Below are 18,310 nucleotides of genomic sequence, written 5' to 3' on the forward strand. Positions count from 1 at the left end.
TAAAGTCGATTTTTTTTTATTTATTTAGTTTTTCCAACTAGCAACTTTTTCTTGGTTCTTATCGATCCATTCTCTTGCTGCTTGTTGTGGATCTTTGCCGTTGTTGATTTCCAACATGACTTCTTCCATGTCTTTTTCTGTCCAGTTGAATTTATCCAACACAGCGTATGCTTCTGGTTGATCTTCTTTTAAGCCTTGGCGGACGATAGTGTGGATTTCTTCCGCATCTCCCATCGCATTTTTTGGATCTTCTAGATATTTCAAGTCATACTTCGCAAACATCCAGTGTGGTGTCCAACCAGTAAAGACGATTGGTTCTTGATTTTTGATTGCTTGTCCTAATGCAACCGTCATTGCACCTGAAGAAGAGGTCTCAACTGTCCACCCCTCCAGATTTGGATATTGGGCAATCGTATTTTCTGCAGCATTCACCACACCTGCACCAGGTTCGATACCGGTGATTTTTTTGCCTGCTTCATCGGTTAGATCCGCAATCGAGTTAACATCCATGTATGCTGGAACAGCTAATCCGACTTTGGCACCTTTCAAGTTTGCACCTAGATCATCGACTTGATCTTTGTATTGTTCATATTGAGAACCATGAGTCTTAGGTAACCAAGCAGCCACCATTCCATCTGATTCTCCTTTTGCAACGGATTCCCACATGATCGAATTATCAAGAGGTGTCACTTTCACATCATAGCCCATCTCTTTTAAGACTTCTGCTACGACATTTGTTGAAGCAACTTCTGTATCCCATTCCACATAAGAAAGATTGATCGTGTTTGTTTCTTTTGTTGAAGAACTAAAACTTCCAACACCGATCGCACCTAATAAAACAACGACTACTGCACCAATGATCACTCCTTGGCGCTTTTTATTTTTTTGTTTCGCAGTACCTGCTGCTTTTTGATCATTTGGTTGATTCAAGTGTTGCGTAAAACGGTCAATGATAATGGCTAAGATCACCAATGCTACCCCATTGACAAAACCATTTCCGACTTGTGCACGTTGTAAAGCAGAAAGGACACCACGACCTAAACCAGGCGCTCCGATCATTGAGGCAATCACGACCATTGAAAGAGAAAGCATAGTTGTCTGATTGATCCCTGCCATGATCGTTCCTTTTGCTAGTGGTAATTCAAGTTTCACTAGTTTTTGCCAACTCGTACTACCAAATGAATCAGACGCTTCTACTAACTCTTTCGGTACTTGGCGAATACCTAGGTTCGTAAAGCGAACAGTTGGTGGTAAGGCAAAAATCACTGAGGCAAACACCCCTGGAACCATACCAATTCCGAAAAAGGCAACCGCTGGAATCAAATAAACAAAACCAGGCATTGTTTGCATAAAGTCAAGGATCGGTTTAATGATTCCTTGCGCTTTATCATTTTTCGCCATGAGAATACCAAGAGGTACACCAATGATGATCGAGATCACACTAGATAGTAAAACCAATGTGACAGTATTCATCAAATCTGTCCATAGCCCTTGATTATAAATGAACCATAAGCCAATCAAAGTAAATAATGTCAATCCGGGACGTTTTTTTGAAATAAAGAACGCTGCAACTGCCATTAAAAGAATAAATAGTGGTGCTGGTATCACTAATAAAAGATTCGTGATAGCTGTCATCACTGCTTGACCAATCGTTTGAAGGAATGAGAACAGTCCTGCGAACGTTGTTGTCAACCAATCAGTGATCGTTTCGACCCAGTCAGCGACGGGTATTTGATAGTTCAATAGATTATTCATGTTCGCTCACCTCACTTGTTGCTGCTAATGCTTCGATTACGCTACCTCGGATAATAACGCCTTTTAATTTCCCGTTATCAACCACGGCTAATGGAGTCGGCGAATCATAAATAATATTGAAGATATCACTAACTAACATATCTTTACCGATCACGGTAACATTTTCATCAAGGAAATCGATCAATGGACGTTTTTGACGTCTTGCTTCTAATGCTTGATCTGCTGTAATGATCCCTTTTAAGTTACGTTTTCTATCAACAGCCATCAACATGCTGACTTCTTCATTACGCATACGTGTCAACGCAACGTTTGGACCATCTGATTCGATGTTTGTTGTTAGTGCAGGAACCATGATGTTTTGCGCCGTCAAGACTTTCGAGCGATCGACTTCTTCAACGAATTCTCTCACGTAATCATTGGCTGGATTAGTCAAGATTTCTTCCCCAGTACCGATTTGCATGATTTCTCCGTCTTTCATCAACGCAATGCGATCCCCGATACGCAATGCTTCATTTAAATCATGTGTGATAAAGATGATCGTTTTTTGCACATTGGATTGTAGTTCCAATAACTCATCTTGCATTTCACGACGAATCAATGGATCAAGTGCTGAGAAAGCTTCATCCATCAATAGGATCTCTGGATCATTTGCCAATGCTCGGGCTAACCCAACACGTTGTTGCATCCCACCAGATAATTGACTAGGATATTGATCTTTAAAGGATAACAAGCTTGAGTTCTCTAACGCTTTTTCTGCTTTAGCTTGACGTTCTTCTTTAGGAACACCGCGAACTTCAAGACCGTATTCTGTATTTTCTAAAATCGTACGATGTGGGAATAGACCGAAGTTTTGGAACACCATGTTGATTTTGTGACGACGAACTTCGCGAAGTTCTTCTTTGCTAAGTGTTGAGATGTCTTCTCCATCAATCAAGATATTGCCAGATGTTGGTTCAATCAAACGATTCAATAGACGGATCAAGGTTGATTTCCCACTCCCCGAAAGTCCCATGATCACGAAGATCTCACCTTCTTGTACATCAAAACTCGCTTCATATACACCGACAGTTGCGCCGGTTTTTTGTAAAATCTCTGTTTTCGATTGGTGCTTTTTCATCATTTCCAAAGCAGTTTGTGTTCGTTTACCAAATATTTTCGTTAAGTTTTTGACTTCTACTTTTACCAAACAAATTCTCCTTTGTATGTAAATTCATTTTTCTTTCTGAAAAAAGTGACCACACTACGATAACACCATGTAGTCACTTTGTCAAAATTCAAGCATCTCTATTCTTAGTGAAACTATACAAAAAAATGGTCAATCCCTTATCAGTATAGGGATTGACCAAAATTAGAATTAAATGAGATTTTTCTTATCCGCTCGTTCACTGCCCATCTGGATAAAAAAAGTTTGTCATTCGTTGCAGCGTATACTCGTTCCCAATAAAGTGGACAGTATCCCCGCTGAAAATTTAGCATATGGACCAGGCGAGACCAACAGTTCTTGATCGTGGGAAATTGCAATCACTGTTGCACCAGTGGCTTGCCAAATATTCAATTCGCTGATGGATTGGTTTAAGTGAGCCGCTTCCTCTGTCAAAGCAAGTTCAAAAGGCAGAAGTGGGTTCATCTTATGTATTCGTTTCGTTTGGCTCACCAGTTGATCCAATAGTTGTGAAAAATGGTTCAATTCTTCTTGTTGTTTTTTCACGCTTTCCATGATTTCTGCTTTTGTTTCTTGGATCGATTGCACATCTTGGTATTGTAAAAGGAAATCCTTTGCTTTTTCTTTAGATGCTACAAACGCGCCACTGCCATGACGAACTTCCATGATCCCCAGATCGACCAAAACATTGATTGCTTTACGAGTCGTCTCTGGCGAAGCGTTATACGTGCTTGCTAAAGTGGATCTTGCATGGATCTTCTCGCCGATTTGATAACGATTTTCTACGATTCGTTCAGCCAAATCAACAGCGATCTGTTGATAACGTGGGCGAACCAGTTTGGTTTTTTCACTCATTTTATTCTTCCTCTTTCATCTACTTGTCAGCTAACATCTTACTATGGACGCTTCAAAGAAGCAAAAGTAAACTTGTTTTATTTTTTTCTTCTATACAAGAAATCCGGTAGTTATCAGTTGATTTCTCAAACTAAACAGTTCGTATCACTCACTTCGAGAATAAAGCGACAACCACGAAAATCAAAAAATTTTCGTGGTTGTCTTTTTGTTTCTTGCGCTAAAAAATAAATTTCATTTAACTTGTAAATTTTTTCAAATAGTCACTACTTACATCAAAATGACGGCTAGGAAATTCTGGGAAATAAAGATCACTTGCCCACTGCCAAGCTGCTGTATCTGTATGCAAAGGATTTTTATCAGAAGGATCGTAGGGCCACTGTGCAACCCAACAATTTTCTTTTCCTAGACGTGTCATATCCAATTTGTTTTCGGTGAACCAAGAAGCACTCGAATAGTGGGCGACGTTTTGATAGCCTCCCTGTTGGATCGCTTTTTGGAAAACCAATGCATTATCTGTCACTTTGTCCACGTTCATCTTTGGATTTTCGCTATCGTTGACAACAACAGTTGACGATGACAGGTTCAACTCTTTCATATAATCCAATAAAAACTGAGCTTCCCCTTTTGTGTCAGCTTCTTCATTGAACCACGCATAATGATAGACACTTACTTTTAGGCCTGCCGCAACGGCTGAAGCAATCTGTTCAGGAGCAAGCGGATTTTTATACGAGTCTCCTTCAGTCAATTTTATGACTACCCCTTTAATGCCGTAGGTTTTCATCGTTTGAAATTCTTCACTCGATATCTTGCCATTATTGGAAGATATGTCAATAAAATCTTTAGCTGGTCTGCCTGGTTCTGCAGCGGAGATTCCTGAATCGTCTGTCAGACTTCGAGTGAATGACTCTGAGAATTGGTTGCTGCTACCTAACACATGTTGATTTTTTTCAGTAATCGTAGGTTTGATTGGAATCGAAGTTGCCTGTGCTGTTCCTCCAACGTAAACTAGTAAAGTAAAACAAATAACACCTACCCATTTGACCATTGTACGCATCTTGGATCGCTTCCTTTTATTGAATTTTCAAAGCATCAACAAGACGTCCTGTTGGCTCTATTTAAACAAAAATCTAGGAATAAAAAAACAGATAACATGACAATTAACCAATTTTTAAACATAACATCGTTATTAAAAATTAAAAAAATATTGTTAGTTCAATTTTTACAACATTTATCATCTTACTACTATATATAGTGAGTACTCTTTTGACTTTTGCTATTTTGATTCGGGTTTCTCTTTTCGATGATCCTTAGACACTTCATGATCATTTTTCGTTTTGTGAAAAAATTTCTATCTCTAAAATGTATAAATACCTTTTTCTTCTGGTTTTGATCTGCATTTATTTCTCTTCTTCTTTCCATCATTTTGCATACCTTTTTCGTTTGTGATTTTTCGATCGAACATTCATTTATTGGCAAGCAAAGGTTAAAAAAATATTTTTTAACGGAGTTTTCCACAAGCATTTCTGTATTAATACAAGCGAATCTGCACGAGATACTTGTTTTCATTGTTTTTCAAAAACCACAAAACATAGTATTCCACAATTTCCACAACACAAGATGTAGTGTTTGTTGATTGACTTTTTTACTAATAGATTTATACTATTGATTATAGAGAAAACACACGAGCAAGGAGGCAAATAATAATGAACGTAAAAATCTTTTCAAAAAATAATTGTATGCAATGTAAAATGGTGAAACGCTTTTTAGCTGAAAATAAAATCGACTTTGAAGAAGTAAATATCGACGAGCAACCTGAAGCAATCTCATGGTTAAAAGACCAAGGATTCCAAAGTGTTCCGGTCATCACTTCAGACGCAGCGACTGTCATTGGTTTCAGACCAGATCAACTACGTCACTTAGCTAGCTAAGAATCATTCAAACAGTTGTCAAATAGATCGAGGATTTACTTGATCCTCTGCCACCATGGATTTGATGGACTTACGGATATTGTCCGTAACCTCCCCAAATCCTTTTTTACAGCAATGAACACCACTATATCTTGTGGTCAAACATGTATCATCAAAATCAAAAAGAAGGTTGGGCGTATGTATGAGTCTTAAAAATCTAAAAGATGTCAGCTACTTTAAGCTGAACAATGAAATCAATCGACCAGTCAACGGGCAAATCCCTTTAAATAAAGATAAAGAAGCTTTAGCTGCTTTTTTTGAAGAAAATGTCAAACCAAATACGATGACGTTTCCAACAGTGATCGACAAAATCCAGTATTTGATCGACAACCAATATTTAGAAGCAGAGTTCATTCAATTATATAGTAGTGAATTTATTGAAAAACTTTATCAATTCCTATTCGAACAAAACTTTACATTTAAATCATTCATGGCAGCCTATAAGTTCTACTCTCAATATGCGTTAAAAACAAATGATGGTTCTGCCTACTTGGAATCTTATGAAGATCGTGTCGCATTCAATGCGTTGTACTTTGCGAATGGCGACGAAGAACTAGCCTTAGCTTTAGCTGATGAAATGATCCACCAACGTTATCAACCAGCAACCCCTTCATTTTTGAATGCTGGACGTAAACGTCGTGGTGAACTTGTTTCTTGTTTCTTGACTCAGGTAACGGATGATATGAATTCAATCGGTCGTTCGATCAACTCTGCCTTACAACTTTCACGAATCGGTGGTGGTGTTGGGATCACACTTTCTAACTTACGTGAAGCCGGAGCGCCGATCAAAGGATACGAAGGTGCAGCTAGCGGTGTTGTTCCAGTCATGAAATTGTTTGAAGATAGCTTTAGTTATTCGAACCAATTAGGACAACGTCAAGGTGCGGGTGTCGTTTATTTAAACGTCTTCCACCCAGACATCATGATGTTCCTTTCAGCAAAAAAAGAAAATGCAGACGAAAAGATTCGCGTGAAGACTTTATCACTTGGTGTGATCGTCCCAGATAAATTCTATGAATTAGCACGTAAAAACCAAGAAATGTATCTATTCAGTCCTTATAGTGTGGAAAAAGAATATGGTGTGCCATTTTCTTACGTAGATATCACTGCGGAATATGACAATTTAGTCGCAAATCCAAATATCCGTAAACAAAAAATCAAAGCCCGTGATTTAGAAAATGAAATCTCTAAATTACAACAAGAGTCTGGTTATCCGTATATCATCAATATTGATACGGCAAATCGTGAAAATCCTGTAGACGGTAAAATTATCATGAGTAACTTATGTTCTGAGATTTTACAAGTACAGACACCTTCTGTCATCAATGGCAAGCAAGAATATGAAGAGTTAGGGACAGACATCTCATGTAACTTAGGTTCTACAAACATCGTCAATTTGATGGATAGCCCTGACTTTGGTCGCTCTGTCCGCACGATGACTCGTGCATTGACGTATATCACAGATGCTTCAGACATTGACGTGGTTCCACCGATCCAAAACGGGAACAAATTGAATCATACGATCGGACTTGGTGCCATGGGACTTCATACTTATTTTGCCAAAGAGCAAATGGAATATGGTTCCGAAGAATCAATTGATTTTACCAATGTTTATTTCATGTTGTTGAATTACTGGACACTTATTGAAAGTAACAATATCGCACGTGAGAGAAAACAAGTCTTCCATAATTTTGAAAAATCAGCTTATGCAGACGGCACTTATTTTGATAAATATGTCACTGGCGAATTCCAACCAAAATCTGAACGAGTTGCTGCTTTGTTTGATGGTATCTTTATTCCGACTGCCCAAGACTGGGAAAACTTGAAGCAAGCAATCATGAAAGATGGTTTGTATCACCAAAATCGTTTAGCTGTAGCACCTAATGGTTCTATTTCTTATATCAATGATACTAGTGCAAGTATCCATCCGATCACTCGTATGATCGAAGAACGCCAAGAAAAGAAAATTGGGAAAATCTATTACCCAGCGCCTTATTTATCAAATGAAACAATCCCGTATTACACTTCTGCTTATGATATGGATATGCGTAAAGTGATCGATATTTATGCCACAGCACAAAAACATGTGGATCAAGGAATGAGTATGACGTTGTTTATGCGTTCAGAAATCCCAGAAGGTTTGTACGAATGGAAAGAAACGACAAAACAATCCACACGTGATCTAAATATTCTAAGACACTACGCTTTCCACAAAGGAATCAAATCGATTTATTATGTACGTACGTTTACAGACGATGCAGAAGAAATCGGCAGCAACCAATGTGAAAGCTGTGTGATCTAATTTCACTTAGTGATAGAACCCGTTACTGGATTTTAATAAAGGAGCATTCTCATGTCAGAAACTTATTATGCAGCGATAAACTGGAATGAAATTGAAGATATCATTGATAAATCGACTTGGGAGAAATTAACTGAGCAATTTTGGTTAGACACACGTATCCCTTTGTCAAATGACTTAGACGACTGGCGTACGCTTTCCCAATTAGAAAAAGATACAGTTGGTCACGTATTTGGTGGATTGACTTTACTTGATACCGTCCAATCAGAAAGCGGGATGGATCAATTACGTAAAGATGTCCGCACGCCCCATGAAGAAGCGGTATTGAACAATATCCAATTTATGGAGTCTGTCCATGCGAAAAGTTACTCTTCGATCTTCAGTACATTGAATACGAAAAAAGAAATCGAAGAAATCTTTGAATGGACGAATACCAATCCTTATCTACAGAAAAAAGCGGAGCGTATCAATGAGATCTACAAAAACGGTACGCCGTTAGAGAAAAAAATTGCGAGTGTCTTTTTAGAAACCTTCTTATTTTACTCAGGATTCTATACACCACTTTATTATTTAGGAAATAATAAATTAGCCAACGTGGCAGAGATCATCAAGTTGATCATTCGTGACGAATCTGTCCATGGCACGTATATTGGCTATAAATTCCAACTAGGTTACAACGAATTACCTGAAGAAGAACAAGAAACATTGAAAGACTGGATGTATAATTTGTTATATGAATTATACGAAAACGAAGAGCGCTACACAGAAGAATTATATGATCCAATCGGTTGGACGGAAGAAGTCAAAACATTCTTACGCTACAATGCAAATAAAGCATTGATGAATCTAGGAATGGACCCACTATTCCCTGATACAGCAAACGATGTCAACCCAATCGTGATGAATGGGATCTCTACTGGTACAAGTAACCACGATTTCTTCTCTCAAGTCGGAAACGGCTACCTATTAGGTAACGTAGAAGCGATGAAAGATGAAGATTACTTGATTGGTTTAGACTAAACAAAAAAAGAGCTTGGATATTGCATCCTCGCTCTTTTTTTGTTTCTCTTTAACCAACTACCAACCTTAGTTCTGCCTATTTTTTATCTAAATAAAGATGTGCTGGATACGTCATATATTCGACAGGTTGCAATTGATCGATCGTGACATAGCCTGCGTTTGAATTGATCACCGTAGGTATCCGGTTAATCAACGTAGCGCACGTATGCTTTGGTGTATCTGGTTTGGTCACTTCAAATTGCATACTTGGCGTTCCTTCGATCGACCAAGTACATAAATCGCCTTCACCTGTCTGATAGACTTTCCCAGTACAACCGACTTCCACCACTGGACCTTGTACCGTTTCAATCGTTGCAACGGCAGACATGCCGATCGCTTCGCCTGCTTTGATCGGCCGTTCCATTGTTTTCGATGGAATATCTTTATCTAAAACGATTGGAACGTTCTTTTGAGCAATGCGTTTGATCGTCCAACCCATTTTGGCACAGATGGCTTCTGCGGTCATCCAAGAATAGGAAGGCAAATCGGTTGCATTGGCAATTTCTTTGTCAAATTTTACTTGATCATAGCCCACACCATGCGCTTCCGCTAACGCTTTCCCATAGTGTTCGACATCATAACTAACTTCCCCACTGATTTTTTGTACATCATTCATGCCAGCAGCCAGCAGCGTTGGAAACAACACCCAGTAAATATCTTGCATTCCTGTTCCTGAAATCGTAACGTTGTTGGCTTTTGCGATTTTATCCAAACGATTGGTTTCTGCAACCGAAGTCGTCCAAGAATATAAAGCTTCTTCACTGATTGTTAAAACATTGACTCCATAGGTCAAGGGTATCTCTAAACTTGGCATGAAATCTTTGATATAACTAGCTATCGTGACTAATGCCACATCGGCATCACAGTTTTGAAATACTTCATGGGGATCGTTAGAGATTTTCACTCCTAAAGCTTGGTCATATCCTAAATATAGCCCTAGATCCTGACCGATCGCCTCTGGACGATTGTCTACAGCTCCAACGATTTCAATATCTTTTGCCATGGCATATTTGATAATCTCTTTCGACATTTTTCCACAGCCGACTTGGACCATACGAATTTTTTTAGTCATTGTATTTCCCTCACTTTTTAGAAAATTTTTAAACGAGCTCACGAATATCGTCAACGGTTCGCTCAAAGACTTCCCCCACTTCAGGACAGGTCAGTTTTCCTTTATAGGTACCGATTCCTGGTAGGATCTCTGGATACGTTTGGATGACTTCTGTCAGTGATTGGGAGGCTAAGCCCTTGATATATCTCATCGTGACATTCGTTAAAGCTAACGTAGACGTTTGAGGAACTAAACCTGGCATATTCGCAACCGAGTAGTGGATCACTCCATGTTTAACGAAAGTCGGTTCTTCATGGGTGGTTGGCTGGCTCGTTTCAAAACAGCCGCCTTGGTCAATCGCAATATCCACCAAGATCGTTCCTTCTTTCATCTGCTTCACTAATTCTTCTGTGATAAGATGTGGGGCTTTTTTACCTGGTAATAAGACTGAACCAATCACGATATCACTAGTCAATGCCATTTTCTCAATATTCGCTGGGCTTGAGTAGAGGGTTTTTACTTGTCCATTAAACATCTCTGACAATTCACGTAAGCGGTCGACATTGATATCTAAGATCGTCACATCTGCTCCTAATCCGTGCAAGTAATGTGCCGCACTCACTCCGGCGATCCCACCACCTAAAATAGTTGCCTGAACCGGTAAAACACCTGTTACACCTGAAATCAATTTTCCACTTTGCTTCGCTAAAATCTCCGCACCCAATAGACCGCCTAAACGGCCAGCGACTTCACTCATTGGTGCGAGTAATGGGAATGCTCCGTTTTTCGTAACCATTTCATAGGCAATCGCTGTTGTTCCAGACTTGATCAATGCTTCAGTCAATTCAAGATTTGCGGCTAGATGCAAGTACGTAAACAAAATCAAATCGTTTCTAAAGTATTGATATTCTGATGCTAGTGGTTCTTTGACTTTCACGACGATTTCTGCCGACCAGACTGTCTCTGGATCAGCTTTGATCTGAGCGCCAGCTTCACGGTATTGACTATCTGTAAAGCCTGATCCTTCCCCTGCACGTTCTTCTACATAAACGATATGACCTGCTGTTACTAACTCTTTGACTCCTGCGGGTGTCACGCCTACACGTTTCTCTGAATTTTTGATTTCTTTTGGTACACCAATGATTGTCATATTATATCCTCCTTTGAATTATTGTTGCTTTTGCCACTTCTCAAAGCCCATATGAATCGCATCGAATAGTTGATCTGCGTTTTCCTTTGAAAAGGTCAACGATGGTGAAATGATAATCGTTTGTAATTCATCACGTAGCAAGACGCCTGCATTGATGGCATAATCAGCCACGGCTTGTACATTCTTTGCTGTTTGTTCCACATCATATTTCCCTGTATTCTCAAAATCGATAGCGATCATCAAGCCTTTTCCACGAACATCACTAATGCAGTCATATGTTCCTTCAAGTCCTTTTAGACGTTCCAATAAATATGCACCGACTTCACGGGCATTTTCAACTAAATTTTCTTCTTCCACAATACGTAAAGCTTCTAATGCTGCCACACAGCCGAGCGGATGTCCACCGTAAGTATGCCCATGGATAATGACATTAGCTCCATTGGTCGCTGATTCGATGCCTTCAACGATGCGTTTGTTAAAAACAGTAGCCCCTAGTGGAACATACCCAGAAGATAATCCTTTCGCTAGAACCATAGCATCTGGTTTGATGCCCCAGCCACGACTACCAAAAAGATGTCCTGAACGGCCAAAACCTGTCACCACTTCATCTGCAATCAATAAAATATCATAAGTATCACAAACCTCCCTTAAAGCTGGCCAATAAGAAGTTGGTGGAACGATGATACCGCCAGCACCTTGGATCGGTTCAGCAATAAATGCAGCAATATGATCTGCGCCAATCTGTTCAATCGTTTCAACTAGTTCAGCGATACAGTGTTTTGTCAATTCTTCTGGATCTTGGCAATTCCAATTATTTTTCTTCAAATGCGGGGAAGAGACACGTACACAATCTTGTAAACCTGGACCAATAAATTCCCGATAGATTGGGTTGCCACCTATCGACGTTCCACCATAATGCATCCCATGATAGGCTTTTTCCAATGACAGAAATACTTTCTTTGTCGGTTTACCTACTGCTTGCCAGTATTGTCTTGTGATTTTTAAAGCAGTATCTACTGAATCACTTCCTCCAGAAGTAAAGAATACTTTCGCCATCTCTTCTTCTTGCGTCATTTGAATGATTTTTTCTGCCAAGTCATATGCCTTGGGATGGGCAATATTCGTAAACAATTGATAGTAAGATAATTTTTCCATTTGATCAGCAATTGCTCGGTTCATTTCAGGGCGATTATGACCAACGTTCATACACCATAATCCACCAACACCATCGAGTAATTTTCTCCCCGTATCATCATAGATAAAATTCCCATCTCCACGTTCGATAACGATTGTTTCTTCTTCACTTGCTCGAGTATCCGTCATCGGATGCCAAAAATACTTTTTCTTGCGATTGTTCATATTATTCTCTCCTTTATCTGCTTTCCTGTTTACATGTTAAGACTAAAGGGTAGAACAACTCTAAGGTCAATCTTTTTTTTATTCTTTTAATAAAATCGCTTACATTAAAAAAGTAAAAAAATCACTTATATAGAAGAAAAAATACTTTTGTGATTTTATTTGTAAAGCATATTGACCTTATAACGATTCTAACCTCTAGGATGTAATTGAGGAGGAGTGGTACACATGCACAGCTGATTAAATAAAAAAATTAAAACATTCACAAGAATTGAGGAGGAAAATTTAAATGTCACTATCAGAAACATTAAGCAATGTCATCAACATGGAAATTATCAGTGCGATCACTTCCACACTGTTTATTATATTATTAGGTTACTTTTTAAGAAAGCGTGAGGTTTTCTCATCAGATGTCGGAAAGACTTTGTCTAAGGTCGTCTTAACTGTCGCAATTCCTGCATTAGCTTTTAATTCGTTTATGCAGGAATTGAATGATGAAGTATTGAATCAAGGAATCAACATTTTGATTCTCGGAATCTTAGTCCACGTTTTCTTGATTTTTCTAAGTAAATTCTTCTTTTTTAGATATGCACCAAATAAAGAAGACACATTGCGTGTACTCTCTATTTTCGGGTCAACAACATTCTTCGGTATTCCTGTCGTCGGTGCAGTTTTTGGCGCAGAAGGGATTTTGTACGCATCGATTTTTAACATTGGTTATCGTATCTTTTTATACTCTTATGCTTATCTAAAGATGAGCGGATTGAAAATGGCACGCAAGAATATTAGAGAAATGATCTTGAACCCAATCGTATTGGCAACGTTTATCGGATTATTTATTTGGCTCTTCCAAGATAGCTTACCTCAAATTGCTCAGTCTAGTTCTGAATCTGTTGCTTTTTTAAGAATCGATCAGACGTTGCCATGGCTATTTAAACCTTTGACGTTCCTCTCTAGTTTAGCCTCCCCACTCGCTTGGTTGGCAATCGGGATCACATTAGGCGATCTGCCATTCGGAAAAACCCTCAGCAGTCACACCTCTTGGTACTATTCATTCATCAAAGTCATTGTCTTCCCACTTGTGATTTTACTTTCAATTTTACTGTTGAACGCAATGAATATTTTACCAGTGAATTCAGTTGGTCTAGGTACGATGATCATTATGATGGCTACTCCAGCTGCAACAGTTGCGGTTGCTTATGCCATCAATTTTGAAAAAGAAGCAGTACTTGCCTCTAACGCCTCTTTACTTTCTACACTCTTCTCGATCGTCTTAATCCCTATCTGGATCATCGTCTTAAACTTGATTGGAAATTAACCCACATTATATAATTAATTAACGAAAGGAAACTATACTATGAAAAATTTAAATGTTGTATGTTATGGTGTTCGCCCTGCTGAAAGATCTCTCTTTCAGCAGTTGAATGTCCACGGATTCAACTTGAAACTAGTAGAAGATTTATTAAATGAGACAAATTACGCAGAAGCAAAAGGAATGGATGCCATCATCGTTCGAGGAAATTGTTTAGCAAATCGCATGAATATCGAACGCTTTGCCCAATTCGGGATCAGGTTCCTCCTCACGCGTACAGTGGGGACAAATCATATTGATTTAATGGCAGCTCACGATCATGGAATGCAAGTCGCGTATGTACCATTTTATTCACCAAATGCAATCGCTGAATTATCTGTTACTTTAGCAATGATGCTTTTACGTAGAACAACTCATACAACGAATAAAACAGCTGCTTATAATTTTACGATTGATCGCTTTATGTTCAGTAAAGAAGTCCGAAACTGTACAGTTGGAATCGTTGGCGTGGGGAACATCGGACTAACAGAAGCAAAACTTTTCAAAGGATTAGGCGCAACGGTGATTGGTAATGATCTATATCCAAGTGAAGAAGCAAAAGCATTCATCGAATTTAAGTCGCTTGATGACTTACTGGCAGAAAGTGATATCGTCAGTATCCATATTCCTTACATCCCCGGTAAAAATGAACGTTTCATTAATAAAGATTTTATCGAAAAAATGAAGGATGATGCGATTTTGATCAACACTGCTAGAGGGGAGTTACAGGATAATCAAGCAATCCTTGATGCGTTGACAAGCAAAAAACTATCTGGATTTGGTACAGATGTCTTGCCTAATGAAGCGCTGATTTTCAACAAAAATTTTGATGAAGATCCCTTATTGATCGATGCAACAGCTAAGGCGCTGATCGATATGTATCCGCGAGTGATCATTACTCCACATATTGGTTCGAACACCGACGAAGCAGTATCTAATATGATCGAAACAAGTTTTGACAATCTTTATAAAATGTTCAATCAATTGGACTGTGCCAACACGCTTCCCACTCAGGCTGGGTAGTCGCCATCAAAGAATCAGCGATCCGATATTGCACCGAAGTGTTTAGCCTCATGAAATAAGGCGATAGCTATAAAAATTGCTCTTCCAATTTTTGTAGCTGTTGCCTTATTTTCGAAGTGGTTTCGTTAATTCTTCCCGTTGATTTGTTTGTATGGTGACAGACAAAAGTGAATCTTACGTTTGTCTTAACTACTTTCCTTTCGATCATCACAAAAAATAGTAAGACAGAATCCCCAGAAAATCAAAGAATGCTTTCTGGGGGTCCTGCCTTATTTCAAAGCTGAAAATTTCTGTCAAACCTCAATTATTTTTTACTCGTGTATTTTTTCCTTTGCTGTTAATGCAATAGAGTCATACATATGAGTAGTTGGCTCGTTGATCAAAGTTGCTAGGTATTTCCCTACAGTTTGTCGGCTGATTTCACCAATGTAACTTTTTCCGTTTCTATTCTCGATACGAATATCCTCAACAATCTCTTTATCGGTTAACCAATTAGGACGGATGATGGTAAAGTCTAGATGACTGTTCTCAATCAAATCTGCTGCAATACGCTGGTCCCCTAAATAAGTATCAGGATCGCGATAGTCGCTCAACTCTGCAACTGCTTCTTCGTCATTGAAGTCAACTTCACCGTAGATCCCAAGTGTTGCCATCCAATATACGCGTTTGATCTTATTCTGGTTCATCGCCTTGATCACATGTTTAGCTAAAGGCACCATATTGTAAGGACCTAAGCAAGAATAAACGATATCAATGCCTTTCATTGCATGAACCAAATCATCTAGATTCATCGCATCACCAATGATACTTCGCTCCTTATCAAAGACTTTATCCGGATTTCTCAAAAATAAAGTGACATTCACAGTAGGATCATTTTTTAAAAATTCATAGCTATATTTAGCAATTGGTGCTGATGCACCAAGGATCAATACGTTTTTTTTCAATCTATTTCCACCTCTAGTTTTGATTTTTTACTTGTACAACGCTCCTCCTTTGATAAGATGAGTAAAGTATAAGGCTTAGAACGACTCTAACCGCAAGTATTTATTCGCATCTTTTATTACAATCAGTATGATTCTCAAAAAAGCATCTATTCCAGAAAGGGTTTTAGTTATATGAAAAATACGCAAAAAATAAAAAAATTATTAACCGCCTCCATCATTGCAGGAACCGTTTATGGTCTTTTAGCGCTACTTACAGGATTGATGATCAATTACAATGTCCTCTTGCTTGATGGTGTCTATACGATGGTCGGTGCGCTGATGTCTCTGATTGCATTATATATTGCTAAGTTTATCCAGACACAAGATTTTGAACGTTTTCCTTTTGGAAAGGAATCACTGATGCCCTTGGTTGTTTTTATCCAATACAGTGTCATCCTATTGATTTCTTCCTATGGCCTGATTGAGTCTTTTTTCAGTTTGCTTTATGCAGATACCTACGTTGATTTAGCGATTGGTTTGCCTTTTTCTTTGTTTGGGACACTCTTTTGTTTTGTCTTTTATCTTTATTTGAAAAAAAATCCGATCAATCATTCCTTTTATAAGGTGGAGCTGGAACAATGGCGCTTCGGTTTTCTGTTCAGTTTAGGAGTCGTGGTCTCGATCATCGTCTCTGGTGTACTAGCAAAAACGCCATATCTTGCAATCGCCCAATTGATCGACCCTGTGATTTCCATTGGAATCACCATTTTCTATATTTATCTATCAGTGACTGAAATCAAAAGTGCCACATTAGAACTTACTTATGCACCCCCAAAATATGAATTGCGCGAAAAAATATTGTTAGTAGTTGATAAGCTCTTGCAAAATGTCGCTATCGAAACCTATGTCTTACGAATCGCAAAAGTCGGGGATCAAGTCATTCTTGAACTAGATATCGTGATTTTACCCGACAGTGAATTAGATAGTATCCGCGCGCAAGATCATCTAAGAGATAAACTCAACCACAAAGTAACTGAAGGTTTCTCTGACTATTCTTTATGGTTGAATATCAACTTTATCGGTGATCTCAAATGGGCATAAGAGAGCATATTTATAAAAAAACAGAAACTTCTCCAATAAGAAAACGTTTGGGAAGTTTCTGTTTTTTTTTCAATTGATCTGTATTTGACTACATGCTTTAAGATCCCTATATTCTCCTCACCGAATACAGATAAATTAGTTTATGATTCTCATTGTTTTAAAATCACGTTACTTAGTCATATTTAATCACAAAAAAATTATCCTGTATGCTAGATTTATTTCAGCTAACCTTATTTAGAAGAATTCCCTACTAAATGTCGGCTGATCTCTTTTTTCAATTCGGTAACAATAGCTTCTTCACTCGCCATAGATAAAAATTCTAGCCACTTAGTCACTTCTTCCGACTTTTGTTCACAGATAGATTTTCTAACCATAATAACCCCAAGGTAATCATATCTTTTCGCATTTTCAGCAAAACTATGTGCATAATCTAGTATATTTTTGCATTCAGTATACATAGCGTTCTCTAAAAATATTGTTGAAAAATTAGTTAATATTGACAAACGTAGAATTGATATTTCATTTAATTTATTATACTTCTCTAAACTTCGTAACATTTTTGGAACAATGCTTTTGATTGTTTCTAAAGGTAAAAAGTAAAAAATAAAATTGATGGTCCTGATATCATCGTATGTCCAAGTATCAATCAAAGAAATCCTATCCCATACAATAGTTGCCAATTTCATACTTATGTCTGAAAAATTTAATTTATTTAGTTCATTTAGTTCTATAAAAATATGTAAAATATGATTTATCTCGTTAATTTTATAATCATTATTATTTTTTAAATATCTTTCACATCGTTTAATTAACATATCTATCTTACTTCGTTGCGCATTAGATACCAAGGAATAAAAATCAACTAATATTTCTTGTCTTTCACTATTATTATATTCATTACAAATATATTCAAATTCATTAAACGATACATTGACTTGTTCTAATAGATACTGCATTGTATCGAATGACGGTACTCTATTCTTGCTCTCAAACTTAGAGAGGGTTGAACGTTCTAGATTTCCATTGCATATATTATTTTGTGAGATACCTTTAGATTTTCTTATCATTCTATATACACTTCCATAATTCCAAATCATGATTTTCTTCTCACTTTCTCTGAATTTTCTAACTATGTGACTTTGAGCCACATGATAAATTATACCATTTTTTTAATATATTATGTATTTGTAGAAAAAAAGGGAAAGGAGAATTGTTGGGAGTGATCGATATAGGTTGATTATGTTGAATTAATAAAAGT

14 protein-coding genes and 1 pseudogene are annotated in these 18,310 nt (G+C 37.9%); 6 read left to right on the plus strand and 9 right to left on the minus strand.

Features of this window, described 5'->3' with window-relative positions:
• Positions 1-24 precede the first annotated feature (24 nt).
• The 4 genes and pseudogenes from HZ311_RS05310 to HZ311_RS05325 all read right to left on the minus strand — a co-directional run bounded on the left by HZ311_RS05310 (position 25) and on the right by HZ311_RS05325 (position 4,826).
• Positions 25-1,755 carry an ABC transporter permease/substrate binding protein gene (locus HZ311_RS05310; protein WP_010734322.1) on the minus strand — a complete coding sequence of 577 codons (1,731 nt, stop codon included), beginning with the start codon at positions 1,753-1,755 and terminating at the stop codon, positions 25-27.
• Positions 1,748-2,941 (minus strand): quaternary amine ABC transporter ATP-binding protein, encoded by a 1,194-nt coding sequence (locus HZ311_RS05315; RefSeq protein ID WP_019723090.1) that lies wholly within the window; start codon positions 2,939-2,941, stop codon positions 1,748-1,750. The genes HZ311_RS05310 and HZ311_RS05315 overlap by 8 nt, the downstream gene beginning before the upstream one ends.
• A 196-nt stretch (positions 2,942-3,137) precedes the next feature.
• Positions 3,138-3,772 (minus strand): annotated as a pseudogene (locus HZ311_RS05320) (GntR family transcriptional regulator).
• A gap of 235 nt (positions 3,773-4,007) precedes the next feature.
• A complete protein-coding gene (locus HZ311_RS05325; RefSeq protein ID WP_023520326.1) occupies positions 4,008-4,826 on the minus strand; it encodes a GH25 family lysozyme in 819 nt (272 codons plus the stop codon).
• A gap of 649 nt (positions 4,827-5,475) precedes the next feature.
• Here HZ311_RS05325 and nrdH point away from each other — a divergent pair.
• From nrdH to nrdF, 3 genes are all read left to right on the plus strand, one after another.
• A complete protein-coding gene (gene nrdH / locus HZ311_RS05330; protein WP_010734318.1) occupies positions 5,476-5,700 on the plus strand; it encodes a glutaredoxin-like protein NrdH in 225 nt (74 codons plus the stop codon).
• 181 nt (positions 5,701-5,881) lie between these two features.
• On the plus strand, positions 5,882-8,041 hold the full coding sequence (gene nrdE / locus HZ311_RS05335; protein ID WP_023520327.1) for a class 1b ribonucleoside-diphosphate reductase subunit alpha: 2,160 nt from the start codon (positions 5,882-5,884) through the stop codon (positions 8,039-8,041).
• 51 nt (positions 8,042-8,092) lie between these two features.
• Entirely contained in the window at positions 8,093-9,058 is a 966-nt protein-coding gene (gene nrdF, locus HZ311_RS05340; protein ID WP_010734316.1) for a class 1b ribonucleoside-diphosphate reductase subunit beta, read from the plus strand.
• 76 nt (positions 9,059-9,134) lie between these two features.
• Here nrdF and HZ311_RS05345 read toward each other — a convergent pair whose 3' ends face one another.
• The 3 genes from HZ311_RS05345 to HZ311_RS05355 are packed head-to-tail and all read right to left on the minus strand — an operon-like array spanning position 9,135 to position 12,657.
• Positions 9,135-10,169: an NAD(P)H-dependent amine dehydrogenase family protein gene (locus HZ311_RS05345; RefSeq protein ID WP_077151979.1), complete on the minus strand. Its 1,035-nt coding sequence runs from the start codon at positions 10,167-10,169 to the stop codon at positions 9,135-9,137.
• Positions 10,170-10,197: 28 nt separating this feature from the next.
• Positions 10,198-11,298 (minus strand): alanine dehydrogenase, encoded by a 1,101-nt coding sequence (gene ald / locus HZ311_RS05350; RefSeq protein WP_023520329.1) that lies wholly within the window; start codon positions 11,296-11,298, stop codon positions 10,198-10,200.
• An 18-nt stretch (positions 11,299-11,316) separates the two neighbouring features.
• Entirely contained in the window at positions 11,317-12,657 is a 1,341-nt protein-coding gene (locus HZ311_RS05355; protein WP_023520330.1) for an aminotransferase class III-fold pyridoxal phosphate-dependent enzyme, read from the minus strand.
• Positions 12,658-12,943: 286 nt separating this feature from the next.
• On the opposite strand from HZ311_RS05355, the gene HZ311_RS05360 reads away from it, so the two are divergent.
• Together HZ311_RS05360 and HZ311_RS05365 are read left to right on the plus strand one after the other, a co-directional pair.
• The gene (locus HZ311_RS05360) at positions 12,944-13,972 is read left to right on the plus strand and encodes an AEC family transporter (protein ID WP_077151978.1); all 1,029 of its coding nucleotides are present in this window, start codon (positions 12,944-12,946) and stop codon (positions 13,970-13,972) included.
• Positions 13,973-14,011: 39 nt separating this feature from the next.
• The gene (locus HZ311_RS05365) at positions 14,012-15,028 is read left to right on the plus strand and encodes an NAD(P)-dependent oxidoreductase (protein WP_077151977.1); all 1,017 of its coding nucleotides are present in this window, start codon (positions 14,012-14,014) and stop codon (positions 15,026-15,028) included.
• Between the two features lie 311 nt (positions 15,029-15,339).
• On the opposite strand, the gene HZ311_RS05370 is transcribed toward HZ311_RS05365, so the two are convergent.
• Positions 15,340-15,972, minus strand: coding sequence for an NAD(P)H-binding protein (locus tag HZ311_RS05370; RefSeq protein WP_178946520.1), 633 nt, complete (start codon positions 15,970-15,972; stop codon positions 15,340-15,342).
• 171 nt (positions 15,973-16,143) lie between these two features.
• Here HZ311_RS05370 and HZ311_RS05375 point away from each other — a divergent pair, with 171 nt between their 5' ends.
• Positions 16,144-17,052, plus strand: coding sequence for a cation transporter (locus HZ311_RS05375; RefSeq protein ID WP_137072836.1), 909 nt, complete (start codon positions 16,144-16,146; stop codon positions 17,050-17,052).
• Between the two features lie 230 nt (positions 17,053-17,282).
• On the opposite strand, the gene HZ311_RS05380 is transcribed toward HZ311_RS05375, so the two are convergent.
• Complete coding sequence (locus HZ311_RS05380) at positions 17,283-18,149, minus strand: helix-turn-helix domain-containing protein (RefSeq protein WP_096081792.1); 867 nt, start codon at positions 18,147-18,149, stop codon at positions 17,283-17,285.
• Between the last annotated feature and the right edge of the window lie 161 nt (positions 18,150-18,310).

It is taken from the genome of Enterococcus mundtii, from assembly GCF_013394305.1.
In the GTDB taxonomy this organism is placed as follows: Bacteria; Bacillota; Bacilli; order Lactobacillales; family Enterococcaceae; genus Enterococcus_B; species Enterococcus_B pernyi.

Excerpts from the sequence above, each read along its gene's own strand:
- HZ311_RS05310 (WP_010734322.1), bottom strand. The coding sequence starts at position 1,755 with ATGAATAATCTATTGAACTATCAAATACCCGTCGCTGACTGGGTCGAA.
- nrdF (WP_010734316.1), top strand. The coding sequence starts at position 8,093 with ATGTCAGAAACTTATTATGCAGCGATAAACTGGAATGAAATTGAAGAT.
- HZ311_RS05365 (WP_077151977.1), top strand. The coding sequence starts at position 14,012 with ATGAAAAATTTAAATGTTGTATGTTATGGTGTTCGCCCTGCTGAAAGA.
- HZ311_RS05355 (WP_023520330.1), bottom strand. The coding sequence starts at position 12,657 with ATGAACAATCGCAAGAAAAAGTATTTTTGGCATCCGATGACGGATACT.
- nrdH (WP_010734318.1), top strand. The coding sequence starts at position 5,476 with ATGAACGTAAAAATCTTTTCAAAAAATAATTGTATGCAATGTAAAATG.
- HZ311_RS05375 (WP_137072836.1), top strand. The coding sequence starts at position 16,144 with ATGAAAAATACGCAAAAAATAAAAAAATTATTAACCGCCTCCATCATT.
- HZ311_RS05380 (WP_096081792.1), bottom strand. The coding sequence starts at position 18,149 with ATGATTTGGAATTATGGAAGTGTATATAGAATGATAAGAAAATCTAAA.
- HZ311_RS05360 (WP_077151978.1), top strand. The coding sequence starts at position 12,944 with ATGTCACTATCAGAAACATTAAGCAATGTCATCAACATGGAAATTATC.
- HZ311_RS05345 (WP_077151979.1), bottom strand. The coding sequence starts at position 10,169 with ATGACTAAAAAAATTCGTATGGTCCAAGTCGGCTGTGGAAAAATGTCG.
- nrdE (WP_023520327.1), top strand. The coding sequence starts at position 5,882 with ATGAGTCTTAAAAATCTAAAAGATGTCAGCTACTTTAAGCTGAACAAT.
- HZ311_RS05325 (WP_023520326.1), bottom strand. The coding sequence starts at position 4,826 with ATGCGTACAATGGTCAAATGGGTAGGTGTTATTTGTTTTACTTTACTA.
- ald (WP_023520329.1), bottom strand. The coding sequence starts at position 11,298 with ATGACAATCATTGGTGTACCAAAAGAAATCAAAAATTCAGAGAAACGT.